Annotated in this window: 15 protein-coding genes; 6 read left to right on the top strand and 9 right to left on the bottom strand. The window is 66.5% G+C overall.

The window, feature by feature from the left end; all coding sequences use genetic code 11:
- Nucleotides 1-2: 2 nt before the first annotated feature.
- Nucleotides 3-356, top strand: a complete 354-nt coding sequence (locus NR187_RS06395; RefSeq protein ID WP_211384568.1) for a hypothetical protein — start codon at nucleotides 3-5, stop codon at nucleotides 354-356.
- Between the two features lie 14 nt (nucleotides 357-370).
- Complete coding sequence (locus NR187_RS06390; RefSeq protein WP_256806071.1) at nucleotides 371-799, top strand: hypothetical protein; 429 nt, start codon at nucleotides 371-373, stop codon at nucleotides 797-799.
- Nucleotides 800-854: 55 nt separating this feature from the next.
- Here NR187_RS06390 and NR187_RS06385 read toward each other — a convergent pair whose 3' ends face one another.
- The 5 genes from NR187_RS06385 to NR187_RS06365 form a co-directional block, all read right to left on the bottom strand.
- Complete coding sequence (locus NR187_RS06385) at nucleotides 855-1,316, bottom strand: hypothetical protein (protein WP_211384566.1); 462 nt, start codon at nucleotides 1,314-1,316, stop codon at nucleotides 855-857.
- Nucleotides 1,317-1,450: 134 nt separating this feature from the next.
- The gene (locus NR187_RS06380) at nucleotides 1,451-2,824 is read right to left on the bottom strand and encodes an HD-GYP domain-containing protein (protein WP_256806070.1); all 1,374 of its coding nucleotides are present in this window, start codon (nucleotides 2,822-2,824) and stop codon (nucleotides 1,451-1,453) included.
- Nucleotides 2,825-2,904: 80 nt separating this feature from the next.
- Nucleotides 2,905-5,490 (bottom strand): EAL domain-containing protein, encoded by a 2,586-nt coding sequence (locus NR187_RS06375; RefSeq protein WP_256806069.1) that lies wholly within the window; start codon nucleotides 5,488-5,490, stop codon nucleotides 2,905-2,907.
- A gap of 157 nt (nucleotides 5,491-5,647) precedes the next feature.
- On the bottom strand, nucleotides 5,648-6,949 hold the full coding sequence (locus tag NR187_RS06370; protein WP_256806212.1) for an MFS transporter: 1,302 nt from the start codon (nucleotides 6,947-6,949) through the stop codon (nucleotides 5,648-5,650).
- 100 nt (nucleotides 6,950-7,049) lie between these two features.
- Nucleotides 7,050-9,440 carry an EAL domain-containing protein gene (locus NR187_RS06365; protein WP_256806068.1) on the bottom strand — a complete coding sequence of 797 codons (2,391 nt, stop codon included), beginning with the start codon at nucleotides 9,438-9,440 and terminating at the stop codon, nucleotides 7,050-7,052.
- Between the two features lie 324 nt (nucleotides 9,441-9,764).
- Between NR187_RS06365 and NR187_RS06360 the strand changes: the two genes are divergently transcribed.
- Complete coding sequence (locus NR187_RS06360; RefSeq protein ID WP_256806067.1) at nucleotides 9,765-10,931, top strand: ABC transporter substrate-binding protein; 1,167 nt, start codon at nucleotides 9,765-9,767, stop codon at nucleotides 10,929-10,931.
- Between the two features lie 6 nt (nucleotides 10,932-10,937).
- Here the strand turns inward: NR187_RS06360 and NR187_RS06355 are convergent, their stop codons facing one another.
- The 3 genes from NR187_RS06355 to NR187_RS06345 are packed head-to-tail and all read right to left on the bottom strand — an operon-like array spanning nucleotide 10,938 to nucleotide 14,819.
- Nucleotides 10,938-11,915, bottom strand: a complete 978-nt coding sequence (locus tag NR187_RS06355) for an NAD(P)-dependent oxidoreductase (protein WP_256806066.1) — start codon at nucleotides 11,913-11,915, stop codon at nucleotides 10,938-10,940.
- An 11-nt stretch (nucleotides 11,916-11,926) separates the two neighbouring features.
- On the bottom strand, nucleotides 11,927-13,780 hold the full coding sequence (locus NR187_RS06350) for a TRAP transporter large permease subunit (RefSeq protein ID WP_211384561.1): 1,854 nt from the start codon (nucleotides 13,778-13,780) through the stop codon (nucleotides 11,927-11,929).
- 7 nt (nucleotides 13,781-13,787) lie between these two features.
- Nucleotides 13,788-14,819, bottom strand: coding sequence for a TRAP transporter substrate-binding protein (locus tag NR187_RS06345; RefSeq protein ID WP_211384560.1), 1,032 nt, complete (start codon nucleotides 14,817-14,819; stop codon nucleotides 13,788-13,790).
- A 182-nt stretch (nucleotides 14,820-15,001) separates the two neighbouring features.
- Here NR187_RS06345 and NR187_RS06340 point away from each other — a divergent pair, with 182 nt between their 5' ends.
- Nucleotides 15,002-15,160: a hypothetical protein gene (locus NR187_RS06340; RefSeq protein ID WP_211384559.1), complete on the top strand. Its 159-nt coding sequence runs from the start codon at nucleotides 15,002-15,004 to the stop codon at nucleotides 15,158-15,160.
- A gap of 2 nt (nucleotides 15,161-15,162) precedes the next feature.
- Here NR187_RS06340 and NR187_RS06335 read toward each other — a convergent pair whose 3' ends face one another.
- Nucleotides 15,163-15,606 (bottom strand): DoxX family protein, encoded by a 444-nt coding sequence (locus tag NR187_RS06335; protein WP_211384558.1) that lies wholly within the window; start codon nucleotides 15,604-15,606, stop codon nucleotides 15,163-15,165.
- Between the two features lie 95 nt (nucleotides 15,607-15,701).
- Between NR187_RS06335 and NR187_RS06330 the strand changes: the two genes are divergently transcribed.
- Together NR187_RS06330 and NR187_RS06325 are read left to right on the top strand one after the other, a co-directional pair.
- A complete protein-coding gene (locus tag NR187_RS06330) occupies nucleotides 15,702-16,622 on the top strand; it encodes a LysR family transcriptional regulator (RefSeq protein WP_256806065.1) in 921 nt (306 codons plus the stop codon).
- 146 nt (nucleotides 16,623-16,768) lie between these two features.
- The gene (locus NR187_RS06325; RefSeq protein ID WP_256806064.1) at nucleotides 16,769-18,259 is read left to right on the top strand and encodes a caspase family protein; all 1,491 of its coding nucleotides are present in this window, start codon (nucleotides 16,769-16,771) and stop codon (nucleotides 18,257-18,259) included.
- Nucleotides 18,260-18,271 lie beyond the last annotated feature (12 nt).

The following is an 18,271-nucleotide window of genomic DNA, read 5'->3' as shown; positions in this document are numbered from 1 at the left end:
GCATGCACCGATCAATCGTTGCGATCGCAGCGTTGACTATGATGGGCAGCGCCGCTGCGGCGGAAACCATGCAGAAGACCGGCAAGACCGCCTCAGGCGAGACCTGCCGGGTCACGGTCGAGAAACATCCCGACGGCAGCGTCACCGCACTCGGCTCATCGGGCTCAGGGACAACCGGCTCGACCGCATCCAGCGGCTCGCTGTCGAGCTCGAGCTCGGCCGGCGGATCGTCGGTGCACGTCCAGGCCGGCGGCGGCAGCGTGTCGAGCTCGTCCTCGACGGCCGGCGGCCCCGGTTCGACCAGCGCGAGCACCGTCACAGTCAACGGCTGCACGATCTCGACATCGTCACCATAGGAAAGGATTCGACAATGAGGACATTGATCGCGACTTCGGCGGTCGCACTTCTGCTCGCCGGCGCCTCTCCGCTCTTCGCGCAGACCAGCATGACCGGCGGCAGCGGCGGTTCGGCCGCCGCCGGCGGCACCTCGGCCACGACTCTCGGCACCGGTGGCACCTCGACTTCGAGCTCCGGACAGACCGGTTCGTCGATTGCTGCGGGAGGCAGTGCCGCTTCCGCCAGCGGCAAGGCGCAGTCCGGCACCAGCATGAACAAGGGCAACGGTCCGGTGCTCAACTCCAATGCGCGGGCGCAGGCGCATGAGGGCGGCACGTTCAGCCGCTCCCACACGCGTACGAAAGTGAAGGCGGGCGAGGAGGTCGGGTCGACCACCAAGACCATGTCGCACGAGCCGGGCTCCAAGCCGACCATGTCGACGACCTCGACGAACGTCCGCTGAACCATCCCCGCGAGACTGCTGCCCGCAAGCCGCGGGCAGTTTTTCGTCGTAGCGATCAACCGCCGCTCAGCGTGCGGCTGACACGGGTCACGATCGCATCCCACTGCCGCTTCTCCGCGGCCGGATAATTGATCAGAACACAATGCACGTAGCGGGGTGCGAAGTTGCAGCGATTGTACCAGATCTTGCCGCGCCGGATGCTGGAGACCACGAAGAAGCGCGGGGTGATGCGCTTGTAGATGATGCCGGACGGCGGATTCTTGCGGGCCAGGAAAACGGCCGGCGAGCTGCCGTCGTTCGGAACGGCCTGCACCGTGAGGTCCGCGCGGCCGTCGCCGGTCCGGTACTGCATGCCATATCCGTCGGGCCGCGCCGCTTCCTCGGTGAAGATGGACGAGGGAATGTCGACGCTGGTGCCACTCTCGGGAATGCGATAGCTGGTCCAGCCTTCGGCGCCGGCAGCAGCCGGCAACGCAGGGAGCAGTAGCATGACTGCGATGGCGGCGATCTTCTTCATGGTCGTGCCGGGTTTTGCGTTGAACGGCCGACAACGTGGGGAAAAGCCCGAGGTTCCGATCCGCGAAAATAATGCGCGTTGCCCGTGTCATCTCACCAGACGGCGCAAGCGAGATGATAGCGTCGAAACGCTCGCTAGGCCGCCAGCGTCTCGTCGACCCGTCCGAGGGCCCGGCGAAGAGCCGCAAAGCAGTCCGGGTCGAGCTGGGTGCCGACCATCCCCGACATGATGGCGAGAGCTTTCGTGACCGGCATCGCAGCGCGATACGGCCGGTCCGCGGTCAGCGCATCGAAGATATCCGCGGTGGTGATGATCCGGGTTTCCAGGCAGATCTGGTCTGCCGAAAGGCCGCTCGGATAGCCTTTGCCGTCCAGCCGCTCGTGGTGCGCGCCGGCGATCGGTGCGAGCTCGCTGAACGCACTGATGCGCGACAGGATTGCTTCCGAATGGGCGGAATGCATGCGCATGACCTCCCATTCGGAATCGTCGAGCTTGCCCGGCTTGTCGAGGATTGCATTGCTGACGCCGAGCTTGCCGATGTCGTGCAGCAGCGCGGCACGCTTGAGCCAGCGTCGCCGCTCGTCGCTGAACTCCAGCTGCTCCGCAATCATGTCAGTGAAAAGCGTGACGCGCTCGCTGTGACCACTGGTGTAGGGACTCTTCGAATCGACCACCTGGGCGAAAGCGGCCGCGATGTCATCCAGATAGTCCTCGTCGACCGGCACGCTCGCCTGCTGCGGCAGCAGCGGAAGGGCCTCGAGCCGGTCCTCAGCGCCGAGCGTGTCCCAGAATCCAGGCTGCTCCGCGAGGCGCTCAAGCGCAGCCACGAGCCGCGGATCGAACCAGCTGCCCGATCGATTCCGGGCTTCACGAAGCGCAGCCTCGGGGCCGTTCGCGATGTAGAACACATCGACCACCTGGGCCAACAATGCTAGGCGCGAGTAAATCGGGATCGCCGTTTCACGAAGGCCGAGGGGCTTGCCGCCACCATCCCAATGCTCATCGAGATTCTTGATGCCCTCCGCCACCGGTTCGGAGAAGCGCATTTTGCGGGCAATGTCGGCGCCGCGATGGCAGCGCGTCTCGATCAGTTCGCGGGCGATCTCGCCGCCGTTCTGGAAGATGTTGACGATGGCGCGGAACCGCTCGGCCAGGCCGGCCTTCAGCCCAGTATGGCCCAGCACGAAGCGCAGCGCCTGCGGCAGGCTGCCATCGATGAGCTTGAAGTCCTGTTTGAAGGAGAGATCATCGGTCAGATACAGCTCGCAGATGCGCGCAGCGTTGCTGCTGCAGCCGAGATCCTTCAGCAGCAGCGCGTAATAGAGTTCGACCAGTTCGTCCTCGCCGAGGCCGATTTCCCTGCCGATCATGACTCCGATGCGGCTGCACCGCACGCAATGCCCTGCCGGCTGCCCCTCCGAGAGATCGAGCGCGTGGCTCAGTGCGCCGAGCAACTCGGCAAGTGTGATCCTGTCGAGCGGCTTGGGGACGTGAGGCATGGGTTCCATCGAAAGTGCTGCCGGGCAGCTTCGGCCGGTGGACAGATAAAGAGAACTTGTTGCTTGTGAGTTAAAGAACCGTTCGGCGATCAGGCCGACCGCTTCACCGCAACCGCAGCTGCCTGCGCCACATCAAGCCGCCCCAGCATCGCCCTCGCCTGCTCGGCGCAGTGCTCGATCAGCCAGCGCTCGAACGCGATCGGCGGGAGCGCGGGTGCATAGAGAAAGCCCTGCACGACGTCGCAGCCGAGCTCGGCCAGCGTCCTGCGCTGGCCCTCGGTCTCGACGCCTTCGGCGACGACGGTCATGCCGAGGCCCTGTCCGACCCGCACCACCGCGGTGGCGATCGCGAGCGCGCCGGCATTCTTCTCGATGTCGCGCATGAAGCTGCGGTCGATCTTCAGCTCGCGGATCGGCAAATGCGCAAGCCGGCTGAGGCTCGAATAGCCGGTGCCGAAATCGTCCACGGAAAGCCCGACGCCGAGCTCGCGGATCGCGTTCATCGTCTCGAGCGCGGCGACGCTGTCCTGCATGAACGCGCCTTCGGTGATCTCGAGCATCAGCGCATCCGCCGGCAGATCGTATTCGGCGAAGATGTCCTTGAGCCGCGCGGCCAGCGTGACGTTGCGGAAATTGATCGGCGACAGGTTCACCGACACGCAGGGAATGTTGAGCCCGGCGCGGCGCCAGATCGCCATCTGCCGGCAGGCTTCGCGCACCGACCACAGACCGATCTGCTCGATCAGGCCGCACTCCTCGGCGAGCGGGATGAATTTGGCCGGCGAGACGTCGCCGAGCACGGCGTCGTGCCAGCGCGCCAGCGCCTCGACGCCGTGGATCGCGCCGTCGCTGCTGCGTATCTGCGGCTGGTAGCTGAGGGTCAGCGCGCCCTCGGCGATGGCGCGGCGCAACGCACCGATCAGGGCCAGCCGCTGCTCGGTGAGTCCGTTCATCTCGGCGCTGAACAGGCGATGGGTCGAACGTCCGGCCTGCTTGGCCATGTACATGGCCGCATCCGCCTGCTGCATCAAGGTGTCGATGTCGGTCGCATGATCGGGATAGAGGCTGACGCCGATGCTCACCGACATCTGCAGCTGCCTGGAGCCGAGCCGCAGCGGCGCGGCCAGCGCGTCGGTGATCCCGGCCGCGACGCGCTCCGCACTCTCGGCATTGCGCTGCGGCAGCAGGATGACGAACTCGTCGCCGCCGAGCCGCCCCAGCATGTCCTCGGGCCCGATCTGTTCGCGCAGGCGCTGCGCGAGCTGGATCAGCAATTCGTCGCCGGCGGCGTGACCGAGCGTGTCGTTGACGTCCTTGAAATGATCGACGTCGAGGAAGGCCAGCGCCACATGGCTGCCGGTCGGACAGGCGTCGATCGCGGTGGTGATCAGGTTCCGCAGCTGCGCGCGGTTCGGCAGGCCGGTGAGGATGTCGTGATAGGCGAGCCGCGCGATCTCGGCGCGCGCCTCCTTGCGTTCGATCGCAAAAGCGCCGAGGTCGACACAGGCCTCGACGATGCGCCGGTGCCAGTTGCTCGGCGCACGCGGCTCACGGAAGTAGAAGGCGAAGGTGGCGATGACCCGCCCGTCCTTGGCCTTGATCGGCGTCGACCAGCAGGCGCGCAAGCCCAATTCGAGCGGCATCGCCTTGTAGGGCTGCCAGCGCGGGTCGGTCTCCAGATCGGTCGCCAGAACCGGCTCGCCGTAAAAGGCCGCGGTTCCGCACGAGCCGACGTCGGGGCCGATGGCAATTCCGTCCAGTGCGCGGGAATAGTCCTCGGGCAGGCTCGGGCCGCCGAGCGGATGGAGCAGGCCCGCGGCATCGACGTGAAGCAGCGAGCAGACGACGTCGGGCGCGATCTCCTCGACCCGGCGACACAGCCTGCCGGCGATATCGGTGATCGGAACCTCGTCGGCAAGCGAACTCATGATGAGCTGCTGAAGCGAGCGCAGTTGCTTGGTCTCGGTGATGTCCTCGATCAATGCGAAGATGTGCTTGACCCGGCCCTTCCCGTCGCGGAAGGCGTCGATGCGGGCGCAGACCCAGATCTCCTCGCCGTCCTTGTCATAGGCGAGCGCCTCGACCTCGCCGCGATGGCCGCCATGCATCAGGCGCTTGACGAGCTTCGCGACGGCCTTGCGATCGGTGTGGCGGCCGGCGATCAGCCCGCCTGCGCGGCGGCCCTCGGCTTCCTCGCTGGTATAGCCGAACAGCGTCGTGAATGCGGAATTGACGTAGACGATGTTCTGCTCGGTGTCGGTGATCATCACCGCGCGGTTGGTCTGGTCGGAGACGGCGTGGAGGAGCCCGATTCTGACGCGGCGCTCGGCCTCCGCGGTGACGTCGCGCGCGAACACGACGTGATGGGTCACGCCGCCGCTGGCAATTGATGAAAGCGAGATGGCCGCCCGGATGCGGCTGCCGTCGCGGCGCACGAGGCTGATCTCGTTGCTGAACTCCGCGACCGGTTCGGCCTGGAGGAATTTGAGCGCGAGAAGCTCGGCGTCGCGGCCGAGCACATCGGCGCGCGCGAGTTTCCAGATTCGCTCGGCACCGGCGTTGAAATGCGTGATGCGATGCGCGCTGTCGACGATGACGATGCCATCGTCGGCGCATTCGAGCGCAGCCAGCAGCACTTCCGGAGTTTCTGTCATGGGACAATCGGAGGCGGACATCGTTGGACCCGGAGGCATCGGGGAGAGGCGGCAATGGGGCCAACGCTAACGCTGCGATGGTGTCCAAGACGTTTTTGCAATTCCTCCGTGCCGCGGCAAGACGCGACATGCTTAACGTTCTGCGAAAAACCGGACGGTAAGTCAGTGTGTACGGAACCTATTCGGCGCCGGTTCCACCCTGGAGCTTGTGCTGGCGGCCGGCCACGGCGCGCACCTTGCGCGGCGCGGCCCGCCAGATCGACAGCGCCGACAATCCGCTCACGACGATCGCGATGCCGAAGGCGAGCGTGTAGTCGCCGACCCGATCGTAAAGCAGGCCGGTGATCCACGGCCCGGCGGCGCCGCCGGCCAATGCCGCCAGCATGATCGTGCCGAAAATGCTGCCCTGGTGCCGGCCCTGAAAGATCTCGAACACCACCGCGCCCATGATCGAGGTGAGGCCGTAGCCGAGCGCGCCTTGCGTGAACACCATGAGGTAGACCAGCCACAATGACGGCTGGAATTTCAGCGCCATCAGCGCCGCGAAAGAGATCGCGAAGCCCGCACAGCTGATCGCCCACACCCATTCCCGCCCGATCCGGTCGGAGACATGGCCGAGCAGGATCTGGCCGGGAATGCCGAGCAGGCTGACGATGCCGAGCGCCCACACCGCGACACCAGCGCTGAAGCCGATGTCGAGCAGGAATTTCGTCTGGTGCACCTGGACCGCGTACCAGATGTACAGGCCGCAGAAATAACCGAGCGCGATCCACCAGAAGCGCGAGGTCGCGACGGCGCGTCGGAGCGTCCATTCGGTGGCGACCCAGACGGGATCGACGATGTTGGAGCTTGGCTTTGCGGCCCCTGGGGCCGGGGCGGCATCGCCGTCCGGCTGGAGGCCGATATCCTCGGGGCGCTTGTGCAGGAACAGGTTGACCGGCGCCAGCACGACGAGAACGAGCAGGCCCATCGCGGTGCAGGCGGTGCGCCAGCCGGTCCCTTCGATCATGTGCTGCACCCACGGCAGCAGCGTCACCGAGCCGATGCCGACGCCGGCGAAGGCAATGCCGATGGCAAAGCCACGCTTGCGGATGAACCAGTTCGGCAGGAACAGCGACTGGCCGGAATAGCCGAGACACACCGAGCCGGCGCCGACCATGACGCCGATGGTGACGTAGAGATGCCAGGGTTGGGTGGTGAGCGGCGCGAGCAGCAGCCCGCCCCCCATCAGGACCACGCCGAGCTCCATCACCGCGCGCGGACCGGCACGGTCCATCAGGCGGCCGATCAGCGGGCTGACCACGCCCGAGACGACGAAGCCGAAGGAGAAGGCACCCGCGGTGACACCGCGCTCCCAGCCGAATTCGGAGATGATGGGCGGGAAGAACAACGAAAAGGCGGTGCGCGCGTTCACGCCGATGGCCATGGTGACGAAAGTCACCGCGACCACGACCCAGCCGTAGAAGAACGGAAGCCGCATTGTGTGTTTCATCCCTGGCCGATCCTTCCGACCATCCGGGACTGACCGGGTCAAGCGTTTTTCGCGCATGCCCGTTGAGCGGGACGCTTGTGCGCCGCGCTCAGGCGGCGTCGCGCCGTGAGGCTTTGACCGGCGCGTCGAACAGGATCCGCTCGATCGGCTGCGGGCGGCCGAACAGATAGCCCTGTGCGAAATTGACGCCGAGCGCCTTCAGCCGCTCGTACTCCTCGCGGGTCTCGACGCCCTCGGCGGTGACCGACATGTCGAGCCCGCGCGCCAGCGTCACGATCGAGGAGATGATGGCGGAGCTGCGCGGCTGATGCGTGAGGTTGCGGATGAACGACTTGTCGATCTTGATCTTGTCGAACGGGAACGCGGTCAGATAGCTGAGCGACGAATAGCCGGTGCCGAAATCGTCGAGCGCGAGCTCGATGCCGATGCTCTTCAGCCGTTCCATGAAGGCGTGGTTCTCGACCCCGCGCTCCAGCAGGACGGATTCGGTGATCTCGATCTCCAGCCGCTGCGGCGGCAGCCCGGAATCGGCGAGCGCCGCGCTGATCATCTCGAACAGCTCGGCCTCCTTGAACTGGATCGGCGACAGGTTGACGGCGACCGCGAGGCCGGAGGGCCACCCGGCTGCGTCCGCGCAGGCGCGCCGCAGCACGAACTCGCCGAGCGGCACGATCAGTCCGGTTTCCTCGGCAAGCGGGATGAACTGGTCCGGCGGAATCAATCCGCGCGTCGGATGCCGCCAGCGCACCAGCGCCTCGAAGCCGCGCCGCTCGCCGCTGAGCGCGTCGATGAACGGCTGGTAGTGCACCTCCAGCTGGCACCGTGCGATGGCGTCGCGCAAATCGCCTTCCAGCACGTTGCGCGCCTCGAGCTCGGCCGACATCGCCTCGTCGTAGATGGTGAAGCAGTTGCGGCCGGCCGATTTCGAGCGGTAGAGCGCAAGGTCGGCCTTTTTCAACAGCTGCTCCTGGCCGCTGCCGTGATCGGGCGCAATCGCAATACCGATGCTGGTACCGATCTCGACGCGGTGTCCGGGCAGGAGGAACGGGTTGGCGATGAGCTTTGCGATCCGCCCCGCCAGCTCGGTCGAGCAGACGCGCTGGTCCTCGCAAGCTTCCTGGATGATGGCGAATTCGTCGCCGCCGAGCCGGGCCAGCACGTCGCTGGCGCGCATGGCGGATTTCAGCCGCTGCGCGACCTGGCGCAGCAGCGCATCGCCGGCACCGTGACCGAGCGAGTCGTTGACGTTCTTGAAGCGGTCGAGGTCGAGCATCAGGATCGAGAAGGCCGGACCGCCGTCGTTCAGACGGCCATTGAGCTCGTCGAGCCGGGCGAGGAAGAAGGCGCGGTTGGGCAGTCCGGTCAGGATGTCGGTATGGGCGAGCTCGAGCACCCGCCGGTTCGCCAGCGACAGCCGCCGCGAATTGCGGCTTGCAAGCATGAGGTAGGTCGACAGCGACAGCGTCAGCAGCATGCCGACGATCAGCACCGCGCCCGCGCGATCGTAAGTCGTCTCCAGCGGACCACCGGAAGCCGGGACCGCCCGCACCTGCCAATCGGTGTCACCGATCTTGAGGCTGCCTGACCAGTGCAGGGCCTGCGCGACGTCACGCATCGACTGCGGCGCCGTCGCGGCCGACGCATAATCCGGCAGCATTTCATCCAGGCTGACGATCTGACCCGTGAACGGTGGATAGACGTTGACGCTGACCGCGGGGCTTGCGCCTGTGGTCACGCGAATGGACTGAATCAGCAGCGGCAGGTCGAAGACGCCGACGACGAAGCCGGCGAGATTGCGGCGCCGGTCCACCGACGTGTCGCGCGAGGTTCCCTTGGCGTAGACGGGAATGGCGACGAGGACGTCGGGCTGCCGGCTGCCCTCCCTCGGCTCGTAAAGGCGCGTGCGAATGGCCACAACACGGTCGGTATCGCGCGCGCGCTCGAGGGCCGCGCGGCGCTCCGGAACGCTCGCGTAGTCCATGCCGTAGACCGGCGACGTCTTCGGCTGGGTCGAGTAGAACACCGGAAAATACTCATCGCTCTGCGGCGCGGTCGCGAACGCATCGCCCTGGAGCGACTTGATGCGGTAGCCGGACACGCCGTCGGTCACCGCGGCGGCCTCGTATTCGGCGCGCTCCTTGCGGTTGACGCGCGGCACCCAGGCGATGCGCAGCATGCCGGGATGGCGCTCGAACAGGCGGGCGCTGAAGGTCTCGAATTCGCTGCGGGTGATCTCCTCGTTGGTCGATTCGAACAGCGTGCGCAGGGCGACGAGCCTGGAGATGTACTCGCCCATGCCGTGCTGCATGACGATGGCCTCGGTCTCGGCCGCGTTCTCGAACTCGATCCTGTTGACACGATGTTCCCATCGCGCCACGGCGGCCGCGCCCGCGATCGAGAACAGAAGCCCGACGCCGACGGCGACGAGCGCAGGGCGATAGAGCCCGAGCAGCGGCGCGGCACGCCACCACCCGGTCATACGCCTCCGATCCTGATCGTTCTGATCGCGACCGCCCATCTTGATCCGCAAGTCCCCATCGCACGGCCACTCGAACTTCTGGTTGAGCCGCCGGAACCACTATCGGACAAGGAACGCGGTTAAGAACTGCCCAATTTCGGAACCGGCCTGTTCCGCATCACGCGGCTTAGTTAACGATTGACCTGCGAGTTACGTCAGTCTGACAGTATCCTGCCGGTTTTCCCCGGAGTCTTACGGACCTCTCGACGCATCCCAGGTTAGCGACCTGTTCAGCGCGCCAGACCTATCGTCTCCGCAACGTCTCCAGCATCCGGCCAGCTCGTCATGACACGATCGCGATCCGCGACATACGCCGCATTGACCATCGCATGGCTGTCCGCGGCGATGCTGCCGGCGCGAGGCGACGAGGTCGGCGTCAGCGAGGATGCGATCCTGTTCGGCCAGGCCGCAGCCCTGGAAGGCCCCTCCTCCGCACTCGGACAGCGGATGCGGCAGGGCATCGTCGCGGCGTTCACCGAGATCAACGCCAAGGGCGGCGTCCACGGCCGCAAGCTCCAGCTCATCAGCCGCGACGACGGCTACGACCCCGACCGCTCGGCTGCGCAGACGCTGCGGCTGATCGAGGACGACAAGGTGTTCGCGCTGATCGGTGCGGTGGGCACGCCGACCGCAATGGCCACAATTCCGATCACCAGCCCCAGGAAGGTGCCCTTCATCGGTCCGTTCAGCGGCGCCGAATTCTTGCGCGACCTCGAGCTTGCGAACGTGGTCAATATCCGCGCGAGCTATGGCGCCGAAGCCGAGGCGTGGGTCAAGCACCTCACGGAGGATCTCCACTTCACCCGGATCGCGATCTTCTACCAGGACGATTCCTTCGGCCGCGACGGTCTGTCCGGCGTGAAGCGCGCGCTCGCCAAACGTGGCCTCGAGCTCGCCGCCGAAGGCACCTTCGAGCGCAACACCCGCGCGGTCACCTCGGCCTGGCGCATGATCAAGCGCGTCGAGCCGGAGGCGATCGTCATGGTCGGGACCTACGGTCCCTGCGCGGAGTTCATCAAGCTCGCTCACCGCAGCGGCGCGCATCCGACTTTCGTCAACATCTCCTTCGTCGGCGCCAACGCGCTCGCCCAGGAGCTCGGCCCCGAGGGCGAAGGCGTCATCGTCTCGCAGGTCGTGCCGTTTCCCTGGGACCGCTCGCTGAAGCTGGTCGCCGACTACCAGGCGGCGCAGAAAGCGTTCGACCCGGCGCTGACACCGGACTTCGTGTCGCTCGAAGGCTACCTCTCCGGCCGCCTAGCTGCCGCGGCGCTGGAACAGGCCGGACCGCAACCGACGCGCGCGAGCCTGCTGCGCGCCATCAACGATGTCGGCCGCTTCGACATCAGCGGCAGCATCGTCACCGTCGGCGTGGGCATGATCGACACGCCGCCGAAGGTGTTCCTGACCGTGATCCAGAAGGACGGGACGTTCAAGGCAGTGGACCGGCTATAGCGGCGCTCACGGCCGCCGCGTCCAGCGCTCCGCGTTGACGGCGCCTTGCGGCACCTCGCCCTTGACGATGGCCGCGACCTGCCGCACCGTTTCCAGCGACTGATATTCGATCGCCTGCGGCGTCAGGCCGCCGACATGCGGCGTGGCGATGACATTGGGGAGCCTCGCCAGCTCCGGCGTCGGCATCTGGTCGGGTGCACGGCCGACATCCATCGCCGCGCCGGCGATGCGGTTTTCGCGCAGCGCGCGGGCAAGCGCCGCCTCGTCGACGAGATTGCCGCGCGACAGATTGATGAACAGCGCGTGCTTCTGCATGCACGCCAGCGCCGCCTCACCGATCAGGTTCTCGGTCGCTTCATTCGCAACCGCAAGGCATACGACATAGTCCGACGCGGCGAGAAGCTCGTCGAGACCGACCTGCCGGATGGCGCTGTCGCCGACGGTCGCGAAGGGATCGGAGACCAGCACCTCCATGCGCAGCACTTTTGCCACTTCGGCGAGGTAACGCCCGATGCTGCCATAACCGATGATGCCGATCCGGCTGCCGGCGAGCTGACGGCCCATCCGCGCTTCCGGCTTGCGGCCGGACTGATAGTCGGCGGTCGCCCGCGAGACGCCGCGGGAAAGATCGACCATGAAGCCGAGTGCGAGCTCGGCCACCGCCTGCACGAAGCCGGGGCCGGCGCGGGTCACCAGCACGCCGGCGGTCGAGGCGGCCTCGACATCGACGTTGCGGATATCGACGGCACAGCGGACGAAGGCACGCAGGCGCGGCAGTTGCGCAAAGATCTCGCCGCGCCCCTCGGTCATGCGGTCGGCGACGATGATGTCGGCATCTTTCGCCGCGCGCACGAGGCTGGCCGCGTCCAGCGTATTGTCGCGCTCGTGCAGGATCACCTCGGCGGTGGCGCGCAGGCCGTTCAGGCTGCGGTCGCCGTAGTAATTGCGGCGCATCTCCGGCGTGTGAGCCAGCAGGACTTTCACGGAAAACTCCTTCAGTAGCCGAATGCGCGCGGCAGCGCGGTCGAGAGCCATGGCACGAAGGCGATCACCAGCAGGCAGAGGAACAACAGGCCGAGATAGCCCATGATCGGCTTCACCGTCTGCTCGATCGGCACGTTGCCGATCAGGCAGGCGCCGTAGAGCCCGAGCCCGAGCGGCGGCGCGAACAGGCCGATCCCCATCGCGATCACCAGCACCACGCCGAAATGCAGGGGATCGATGCCGAGCTGCACCGCGACCGGCAGCAGCAGCGGCCCGAAGATGATCAGCGCGGCCGCGCCTTCCAGCACCGAGCCCATCACGATCAGCACCGCGATCGCGAGCAGCATGAACAGCCAGACGCCCGAGGTCTTCGACAGTCCCAGCATGAAATCGCCGACCGCATGCGGCACCTGCTGCAAGGTCAGCGTGAACGCGAGCGATTGCGCCGCGGCGACGATGAACAGCACGAGCCCCGCGCGCGTTGCGGCCTGCACGAAACTGTGCGCGGCCGATGTGAAGCCGAGCTCGCGGAACACCAGGCTGCCCACGACGAGCGCATAGGCGACCGCGAAGGCCGAGATTTCCGTGGCTGTGGCAAACCCGCTCTTGAAGCCGAAGAAGATCATGAAGATCAGGCCGAACGAGGCGATCGCGCCGCTCCACAGGCCGGACACCGGAATCTGTGGCGCGACCTCTTCGGCATCGGCTGGCCGCTTGCCGAAGATGATGGAGACGGCGATCAGGACCAGCGCCATCAGCGCCGCCGGCAGCAGGCCCGCGACAAACAGGCCGCCGATCGACAGGTTCGCCACGAATCCCAGGATGATCAGGTTGATGCACGGCGGGATCGTCTCCGCCATCACGGCGGAAGCCGCGAGCAGCGCCACCGCGCCGCCCGGATTCTGCTTGGAGCGGCGCGCCGCAGGGATCAGCACGGAGCCGACAGCGGCGACGTCGGCCATCTTCGAGCCCGAGATGCCCGAGAACAGCACCATCGAGGCCACCATCACCACGTTGAGCCCGCCGCGCATGCGGCCGACCCCGCGCTGCAACAACTCGATCAGGCGCACCGACATGCCGTTGGCTTCCATGAGGTAGCCGACGAGAATGAAGAACGGAATCGCCAGCAGCACGAAATTGTCGATGCCGCGCGCCATCTGCTGGGCGAAGATCACGCCGGGCAGCGCGCCCTCGACCCAGATGAAGATCAGCGCGGCCAGCGCCAGCGCAAAGCCGATCGGCAATCCGCCGAACAGCGTCGCGAAAAAGCCGATCAGCATCAGCGTGCCCGCTGACGGCACCGTGGCGGGCGACAGATAATCCCAGGCCAGATAGAGCCCGGTCACGACGGCAATCGCGACGAGCCCCCGGACGATGTCGGGCAGCGGCCTGGCGCAAAGATGGTCGATCGCGAACACCGTCATGAACAGCGCACCGACGCCCATCGGATAGAAGGTCAGCTCCAGCGGCAGGCCCGAGCCGGTGGTCTGGCCCGCCGTCAGCGAGCCCAGCTTGATCGCGTTGTAGGCGACATAGCCGGAGATCAGCACGATCAGCAGCGCGGCGGCGGCGTCGACCAGCGTCCGCAGCCGCGGCGACAACAGGTCGCGGAAGAAGGACACGCCGACATTCTCGCCGCGCGCGAGCGCGCTCGCCGCGCCGAAGAAGGCCGAGCCGACCATCAGGCCGCGCGCGACGTCGTCGGACCATTCGACCGGTGCGTTGAAGCAAAAGCGCAGCAGCACGGACGCGCAGACGACCACGAGATCCGCAGCCAGCAGGATGGCCGCGATCGCGTCGCTCGAGCGAAGCAGCAGGGCGATGCTACCGTGGCGGCCGCCCGAGAGGGGCACGGCGGCTGTCATCGCCATCTCAGGCTTGCGTCGCGCGGATGATGTCGATGACCGGCTTCGATTCCGGCCGCGCCTTGATGAAGTTCTCGATCTGCGGCGCGACGCGCTTCCTGAACGCCTCGCGGTCGCATTCGGCGACCGTCACGCCCTTCTCGGTCAAGGCCGCCAGCGCTTCCTTCTCGACCGCAAGCCCATGGGTACGGGTGTCGGCCGCGGCCTTCTTCGCGGCATCGAGGAAGCCTTCGCGCAGCTTCGGATCCATGCGGTTGTAGGTCATGTCGCTGAAATAGATCGCGAGCGGCGAGAAATTGTGCTGCGTCAGCGCGTAGAACTTCGCCGTTTCGAAGAACTTGCTGGCCAGGATCGTCGGCGGATCGTGCTCCAGCCCGTCCAGCACGCCGGCCTGCAGCGCCGTGTAGATTTCGCCGAACGCCAGCGGCGTCGCGGCGGCCCCCATCAGCCGCAGGCATTCGGTGATGACGGGATTTGGCAGCGTCCTGATCTTGAGGCCGGCGAGATCCTCCGGCGTCTTCACCGGCTTCCTCGCAAGGACGCTGCGCGAGCCGAAATTATAGGCCCAGGCGATGATGCGGATGTTGCCGCCCTTGAGCAGCGCGTCCTCGATCGGCTTGGCGGCGCCGGCGTCGAACGCCTTGGTCTGCTGCGGGAAGCTCGAGAACAGAAAGCCGAGGTCGTAGGTGCCGACCAGCGGCACCAAATTGGCCGAGATCGAGGAGCCCGACACCATCAGGTCGATGACACCGAGCTTCACCGAGTTGATGACGTCGATTTCCTGCCCCAACTGGTTGTCGGGAAAGAACGCGACCTCGACCTGCTCGCCGAGCCCGTTGCCCTTCAGGTTCTTGACCAGATTGTCGTAGTAGACGCGGCCGTTGGCGTATTTTGGATCGTTCGGCAGCGAGGATGAGCATTTCAGCTTCATCGTGGCGGCTTCGGCGCGGCCGATGAGGGCGGGGGAGAACACGAGGCCGGCGGCAAGTCCCGTCGATGACTTGATGAACGCGCGACGGTTCACGGGCACGATGGTCATGATGCGGTCTCTCCCCAATTATTATTTTTTCGTGCCGCGGTCGTTGCCGCAGCCCGTTGTGCGGACTGTATGGCCAAAGCGACGGCGCAGGCAAGAGTTGCAGCCGGGGTGCCGCGATGGCGCAAGAAGCAGGCGCGTCGGCAGAGACCGCCTCGGAACGCCTGTGTTTGTCGGTGTTTCCGATGATGCCGCACGGCAGCGACGAGGCCCGCCATGCAAGATTGACGCGGATCGATCCAATTCAGGTATGGATCAATGCCGAACGCAGATTGATGGGTGCGAAGCAGAACAAGCCGCGGGATATTGATCCCGCGGCTGTTGCGATCGAGCGGATGCCGTGACGTCAGCGCGAATGCGCGCCGCTGAGCTGGCCGCTCGCCACCGCGACGTCGCGGGACGGACGCAGCGCGTAGGCGCCGTCGCCGAGCAGGGCTTGCGCCGCGAGCGCGATCGCCCAGAAGGCGGGGAATTCCCAGCCGCCCTTCGGGTTGGTGAAGAAGAAGCCGGCGGCGCCGTGCACGGTGAAGATCGCACCGAGCAGGATCGGAATGCCGGCCAGCGCCGCATAGCGGGTCCAGAAGCCGAGGATCAGCGCGACGCCACTGAGAACTTCCACCGTCATGATGAGGTAGGCGAGCTCGGGCGGGAAGCCGAGGCTTCCGAAAAACTTTGCGGTGCCGGCGGGGGTGAACACGAACAACTTCAGGCTGGCATGGGCGAGGAACAGCGCACCCAGCGTCACGCGCAGCACCAGCGCGGCGTAGGGAGCGGTACGGGAATCGATCATGGTGGTCTCCTTGTTGGAGGCAGCTATGATCTATTCTCAAGATCACGATAATCCGCTATAATGGAAATATACCTCACACCAATAGAGTGAGATGAATGCTCGACCGGCTGACCAGCCTGGAAGTCTTCGCCAAGGTCGCGGCGATCGGGAGCCTGTCCGGCGCGGCCCGGGCCATGGGCCTGTCGCAGACCATGGTGACCAAGCATGTCGCCGCGCTCGAAGCCCGGCTCGGCACAAGACTGTTCCACCGGACCACAAGGCGGCTGTCCATCACCGAGGCCGGACGGAGCTATCTGGAATCCTCCGAGCGCATCCTCGCCGACATGGAGGCCGCCGACGCCGCGGTCGCGCGCGAGCGCGTCGAGCCGCGCGGGCTGTTGCGGGTCAATGTCCCCGTCGTGTTCGGCACCCGGCAAATCGCGCCCGCCATCGCCGAGTTTTCGGAACGCCATCCCGAGGTCACCGTCGAGCTCGGCCTCAACGACCGCCTCGTCGATCTCGCCGAGGAAGGCTGGGACCTCGCGATCCGCATCGGCAAGCTGCGCGACTCCAGCATGGTGGCGCGACGCCTCGCGCCGAACCGCATGGTCGTCTGCGCCGCGCCGTCCTATCTGGCGAAGCACGGCACGCCGCGCAGCGTCGCCGACCTCGCCGCCCATAACTGCCTCGGCTACACGCTCTCGCAGCAGGCGAGCGCGGCGGAATGGCTGTTCGGCGTCGATGGCGAGATCCGCGTCCAGGTCAGCGGCACCCTGCGCGCCAACAATGGCGATGCGCTGCGCGCGGCAACATTGGCGGGCCTCGGCCTCGCGCGACAGCCGACCTTCATCATCGCCGACGACCTTCGCGTCGGCACGCTGGTCGCGCTTCCGCTCGACCAGCCGGAGGTCCAGACCTCGGCGGTGCACGCGGTCTACCTACCCGACCGGCGTCCGCCCGCCAAGGTGCGCGCCTTCATCGACTTTCTCGCTGCGCATTTTGCGCCCGAGCCGCCCTGGGATCGCGGACTGTTCTGACGGCGCACGGCCTGACGCGCCAGCTCCGGCAGTTCCGCTGCCCCATTTTGCCGCAGCTTGCAGCGTGATCCAGTGCACAGACAGACGCGTGGCAGCGACCTAGAAAAGGTGACATCATCGCGCATATTGCCGGTGGAGGAGACACCATGCGCCGTCCAGTCCTTCGCAATTTGTTTCTCGCATCCGGTCTTCTTGCACTCACCCAATTGATGACGCCGACGGGGGCCGCGGCCGAAGCGCGGCTCGCGCTCGTGATCGGTCAATCCGCCTATCGCACCGTGCCGGAACTGCCCAATGCCGCCAACGACGCCAAGGGCATGACGGAACTGCTGGGCAATGCCGGCTTCACCGTCACCACGGCATCCAATCTGGCGCAGAACGACATGCGTCAGGCGATCTCGGATTTCGCCGGCAAGGTCAGCGCCAGCGGCGCCGACACCGTCGCGCTGGTGTTCTATGCCGGCCACGGCCTTCAGATCGACGGCGAGAATTATCTGGTGCCGGTCGATCTCGACCCCAAGCGCGAGGCCGACATTCCGCTGCAGGGCGTACGGCTGAACGATTTGCTCAACACGCTCGGGGCACTGCCGACGCGGGCCCGCATCTTCATGCTCGATGCGTGCCGCAACAATCCCTTCCCGGCGCTCAGCGGCGCCGGCCACGGGCTCGCGATCGTCGACACCAAGGCCGGCGCGCCCGGCTCCTTCATTTCCTATTCGACCTCGCCCGGCGCGGAGGCCGAGGACGGCAGCGGCATCGACAGCCCGTACACCACTGCGGCGCTGACCGTCGCCAAGCAGCCCAATCTGCCGATCGAGGAGGTCTTCAAGCGCATCCGCATCTCCGTGGCGCAATCGACCGACGGGCGGCAGATTCCCTGGGAGAGCTCGTCGCTGACGACCGACTTCAAGTTCTTCGGCGGCGAGAGCAGCAGCCAGCAGCCAGCGGTTCCCGGCGCGTCCTCCATGGCGCTGGCCAGCGGCACGCGCAGCGTCGCGGACTGGCGCAAGGATTTGCAGGGCAAGGAGCCGAAGGCTGCCTATGAGATCGTGATCGCCGACGACACAGTCGAGGCGTATCAGGCCTATGTCGAGCTGTACGCGCAGGCGTCCTTCACGCCGCGCCTGCGCACGATCCTGGAGCGCCGGCGCCAGATGCTGGCCTGGGAGCGGGCCACCGCGATCAACACCCGGGCCTCGTTCGAGGCTTATCTGGCGAACTGGGACAACAGCGACCTCGCCGCCACCGCGCGCAGGCTGCTGCTCCGGGTGCAGAACCGCAACTACGTCCTGCCTGCTGCGGTCGCGGCCGCTCCCGCTCCGGTCGCCGTCGCGCTGGCGCCGACCTGCCCGTGCTCGACACCGTCGATACCGGCAACGCCGGTCAACCCGGCGGTCGCCCCTGTCATCAAGAAGCGCGTCGACGCTACGCCGCCGAAGCGCAAGGTGGTCGAGACGCCGCCGAAGCCGCGCCGGCCGCCGCCCGATGACGTGGTTTACGAGCGCGCGCCGCCGCCCGGCCCGTCGCCCGAAGCCGTCGGCGTCGGAATTGGTGTCGGCATCGGTCTCGGCATGGGCATGGGTGGCCACGGCGGTGGCGGCTACGGACGCGGCGACAATTATCGCAGCCGGTACTGAGACCACAGATCG

This window comes from Bradyrhizobium sp. Bra64, assembly GCF_024519875.1.
Classification (GTDB): Bacteria; Pseudomonadota; Alphaproteobacteria; order Rhizobiales; family Xanthobacteraceae; genus Bradyrhizobium; species Bradyrhizobium japonicum_G.
The sequence above is the reverse complement of the archived record's forward strand: the minus strand, read 5'-3'. Positions and strand labels throughout refer to the sequence as shown.

Coding starts and splice junctions, on each gene's coding strand:
- NR187_RS06370 (WP_256806212.1), bottom strand. CDS start 6,949: ATGCGGCTTCCGTTCTTCTACGGCTGGGTCGTGGTCGCGGTGACTTTC.
- NR187_RS06325 (WP_256806064.1), top strand. CDS start 16,769: ATGCGCCGTCCAGTCCTTCGCAATTTGTTTCTCGCATCCGGTCTTCTT.
- NR187_RS06330 (WP_256806065.1), top strand. CDS start 15,702: ATGCTCGACCGGCTGACCAGCCTGGAAGTCTTCGCCAAGGTCGCGGCG.
- NR187_RS06365 (WP_256806068.1), bottom strand. CDS start 9,440: ATGACCGGGTGGTGGCGTGCCGCGCCGCTGCTCGGGCTCTATCGCCCT.
- NR187_RS06360 (WP_256806067.1), top strand. CDS start 9,765: ATGACACGATCGCGATCCGCGACATACGCCGCATTGACCATCGCATGG.
- NR187_RS06335 (WP_211384558.1), bottom strand. CDS start 15,606: ATGATCGATTCCCGTACCGCTCCCTACGCCGCGCTGGTGCTGCGCGTG.
- NR187_RS06340 (WP_211384559.1), top strand. CDS start 15,002: ATGATGCCGCACGGCAGCGACGAGGCCCGCCATGCAAGATTGACGCGG.
- NR187_RS06395 (WP_211384568.1), top strand. CDS start 3: ATGCACCGATCAATCGTTGCGATCGCAGCGTTGACTATGATGGGCAGC.
- NR187_RS06375 (WP_256806069.1), bottom strand. CDS start 5,490: ATGTCCGCCTCCGATTGTCCCATGACAGAAACTCCGGAAGTGCTGCTG.
- NR187_RS06380 (WP_256806070.1), bottom strand. CDS start 2,824: ATGGAACCCATGCCTCACGTCCCCAAGCCGCTCGACAGGATCACACTT.
- NR187_RS06350 (WP_211384561.1), bottom strand. CDS start 13,780: ATGACAGCCGCCGTGCCCCTCTCGGGCGGCCGCCACGGTAGCATCGCC.
- NR187_RS06385 (WP_211384566.1), bottom strand. CDS start 1,316: ATGAAGAAGATCGCCGCCATCGCAGTCATGCTACTGCTCCCTGCGTTG.
- NR187_RS06390 (WP_256806071.1), top strand. CDS start 371: ATGAGGACATTGATCGCGACTTCGGCGGTCGCACTTCTGCTCGCCGGC.
- NR187_RS06345 (WP_211384560.1), bottom strand. CDS start 14,819: ATGACCATCGTGCCCGTGAACCGTCGCGCGTTCATCAAGTCATCGACG.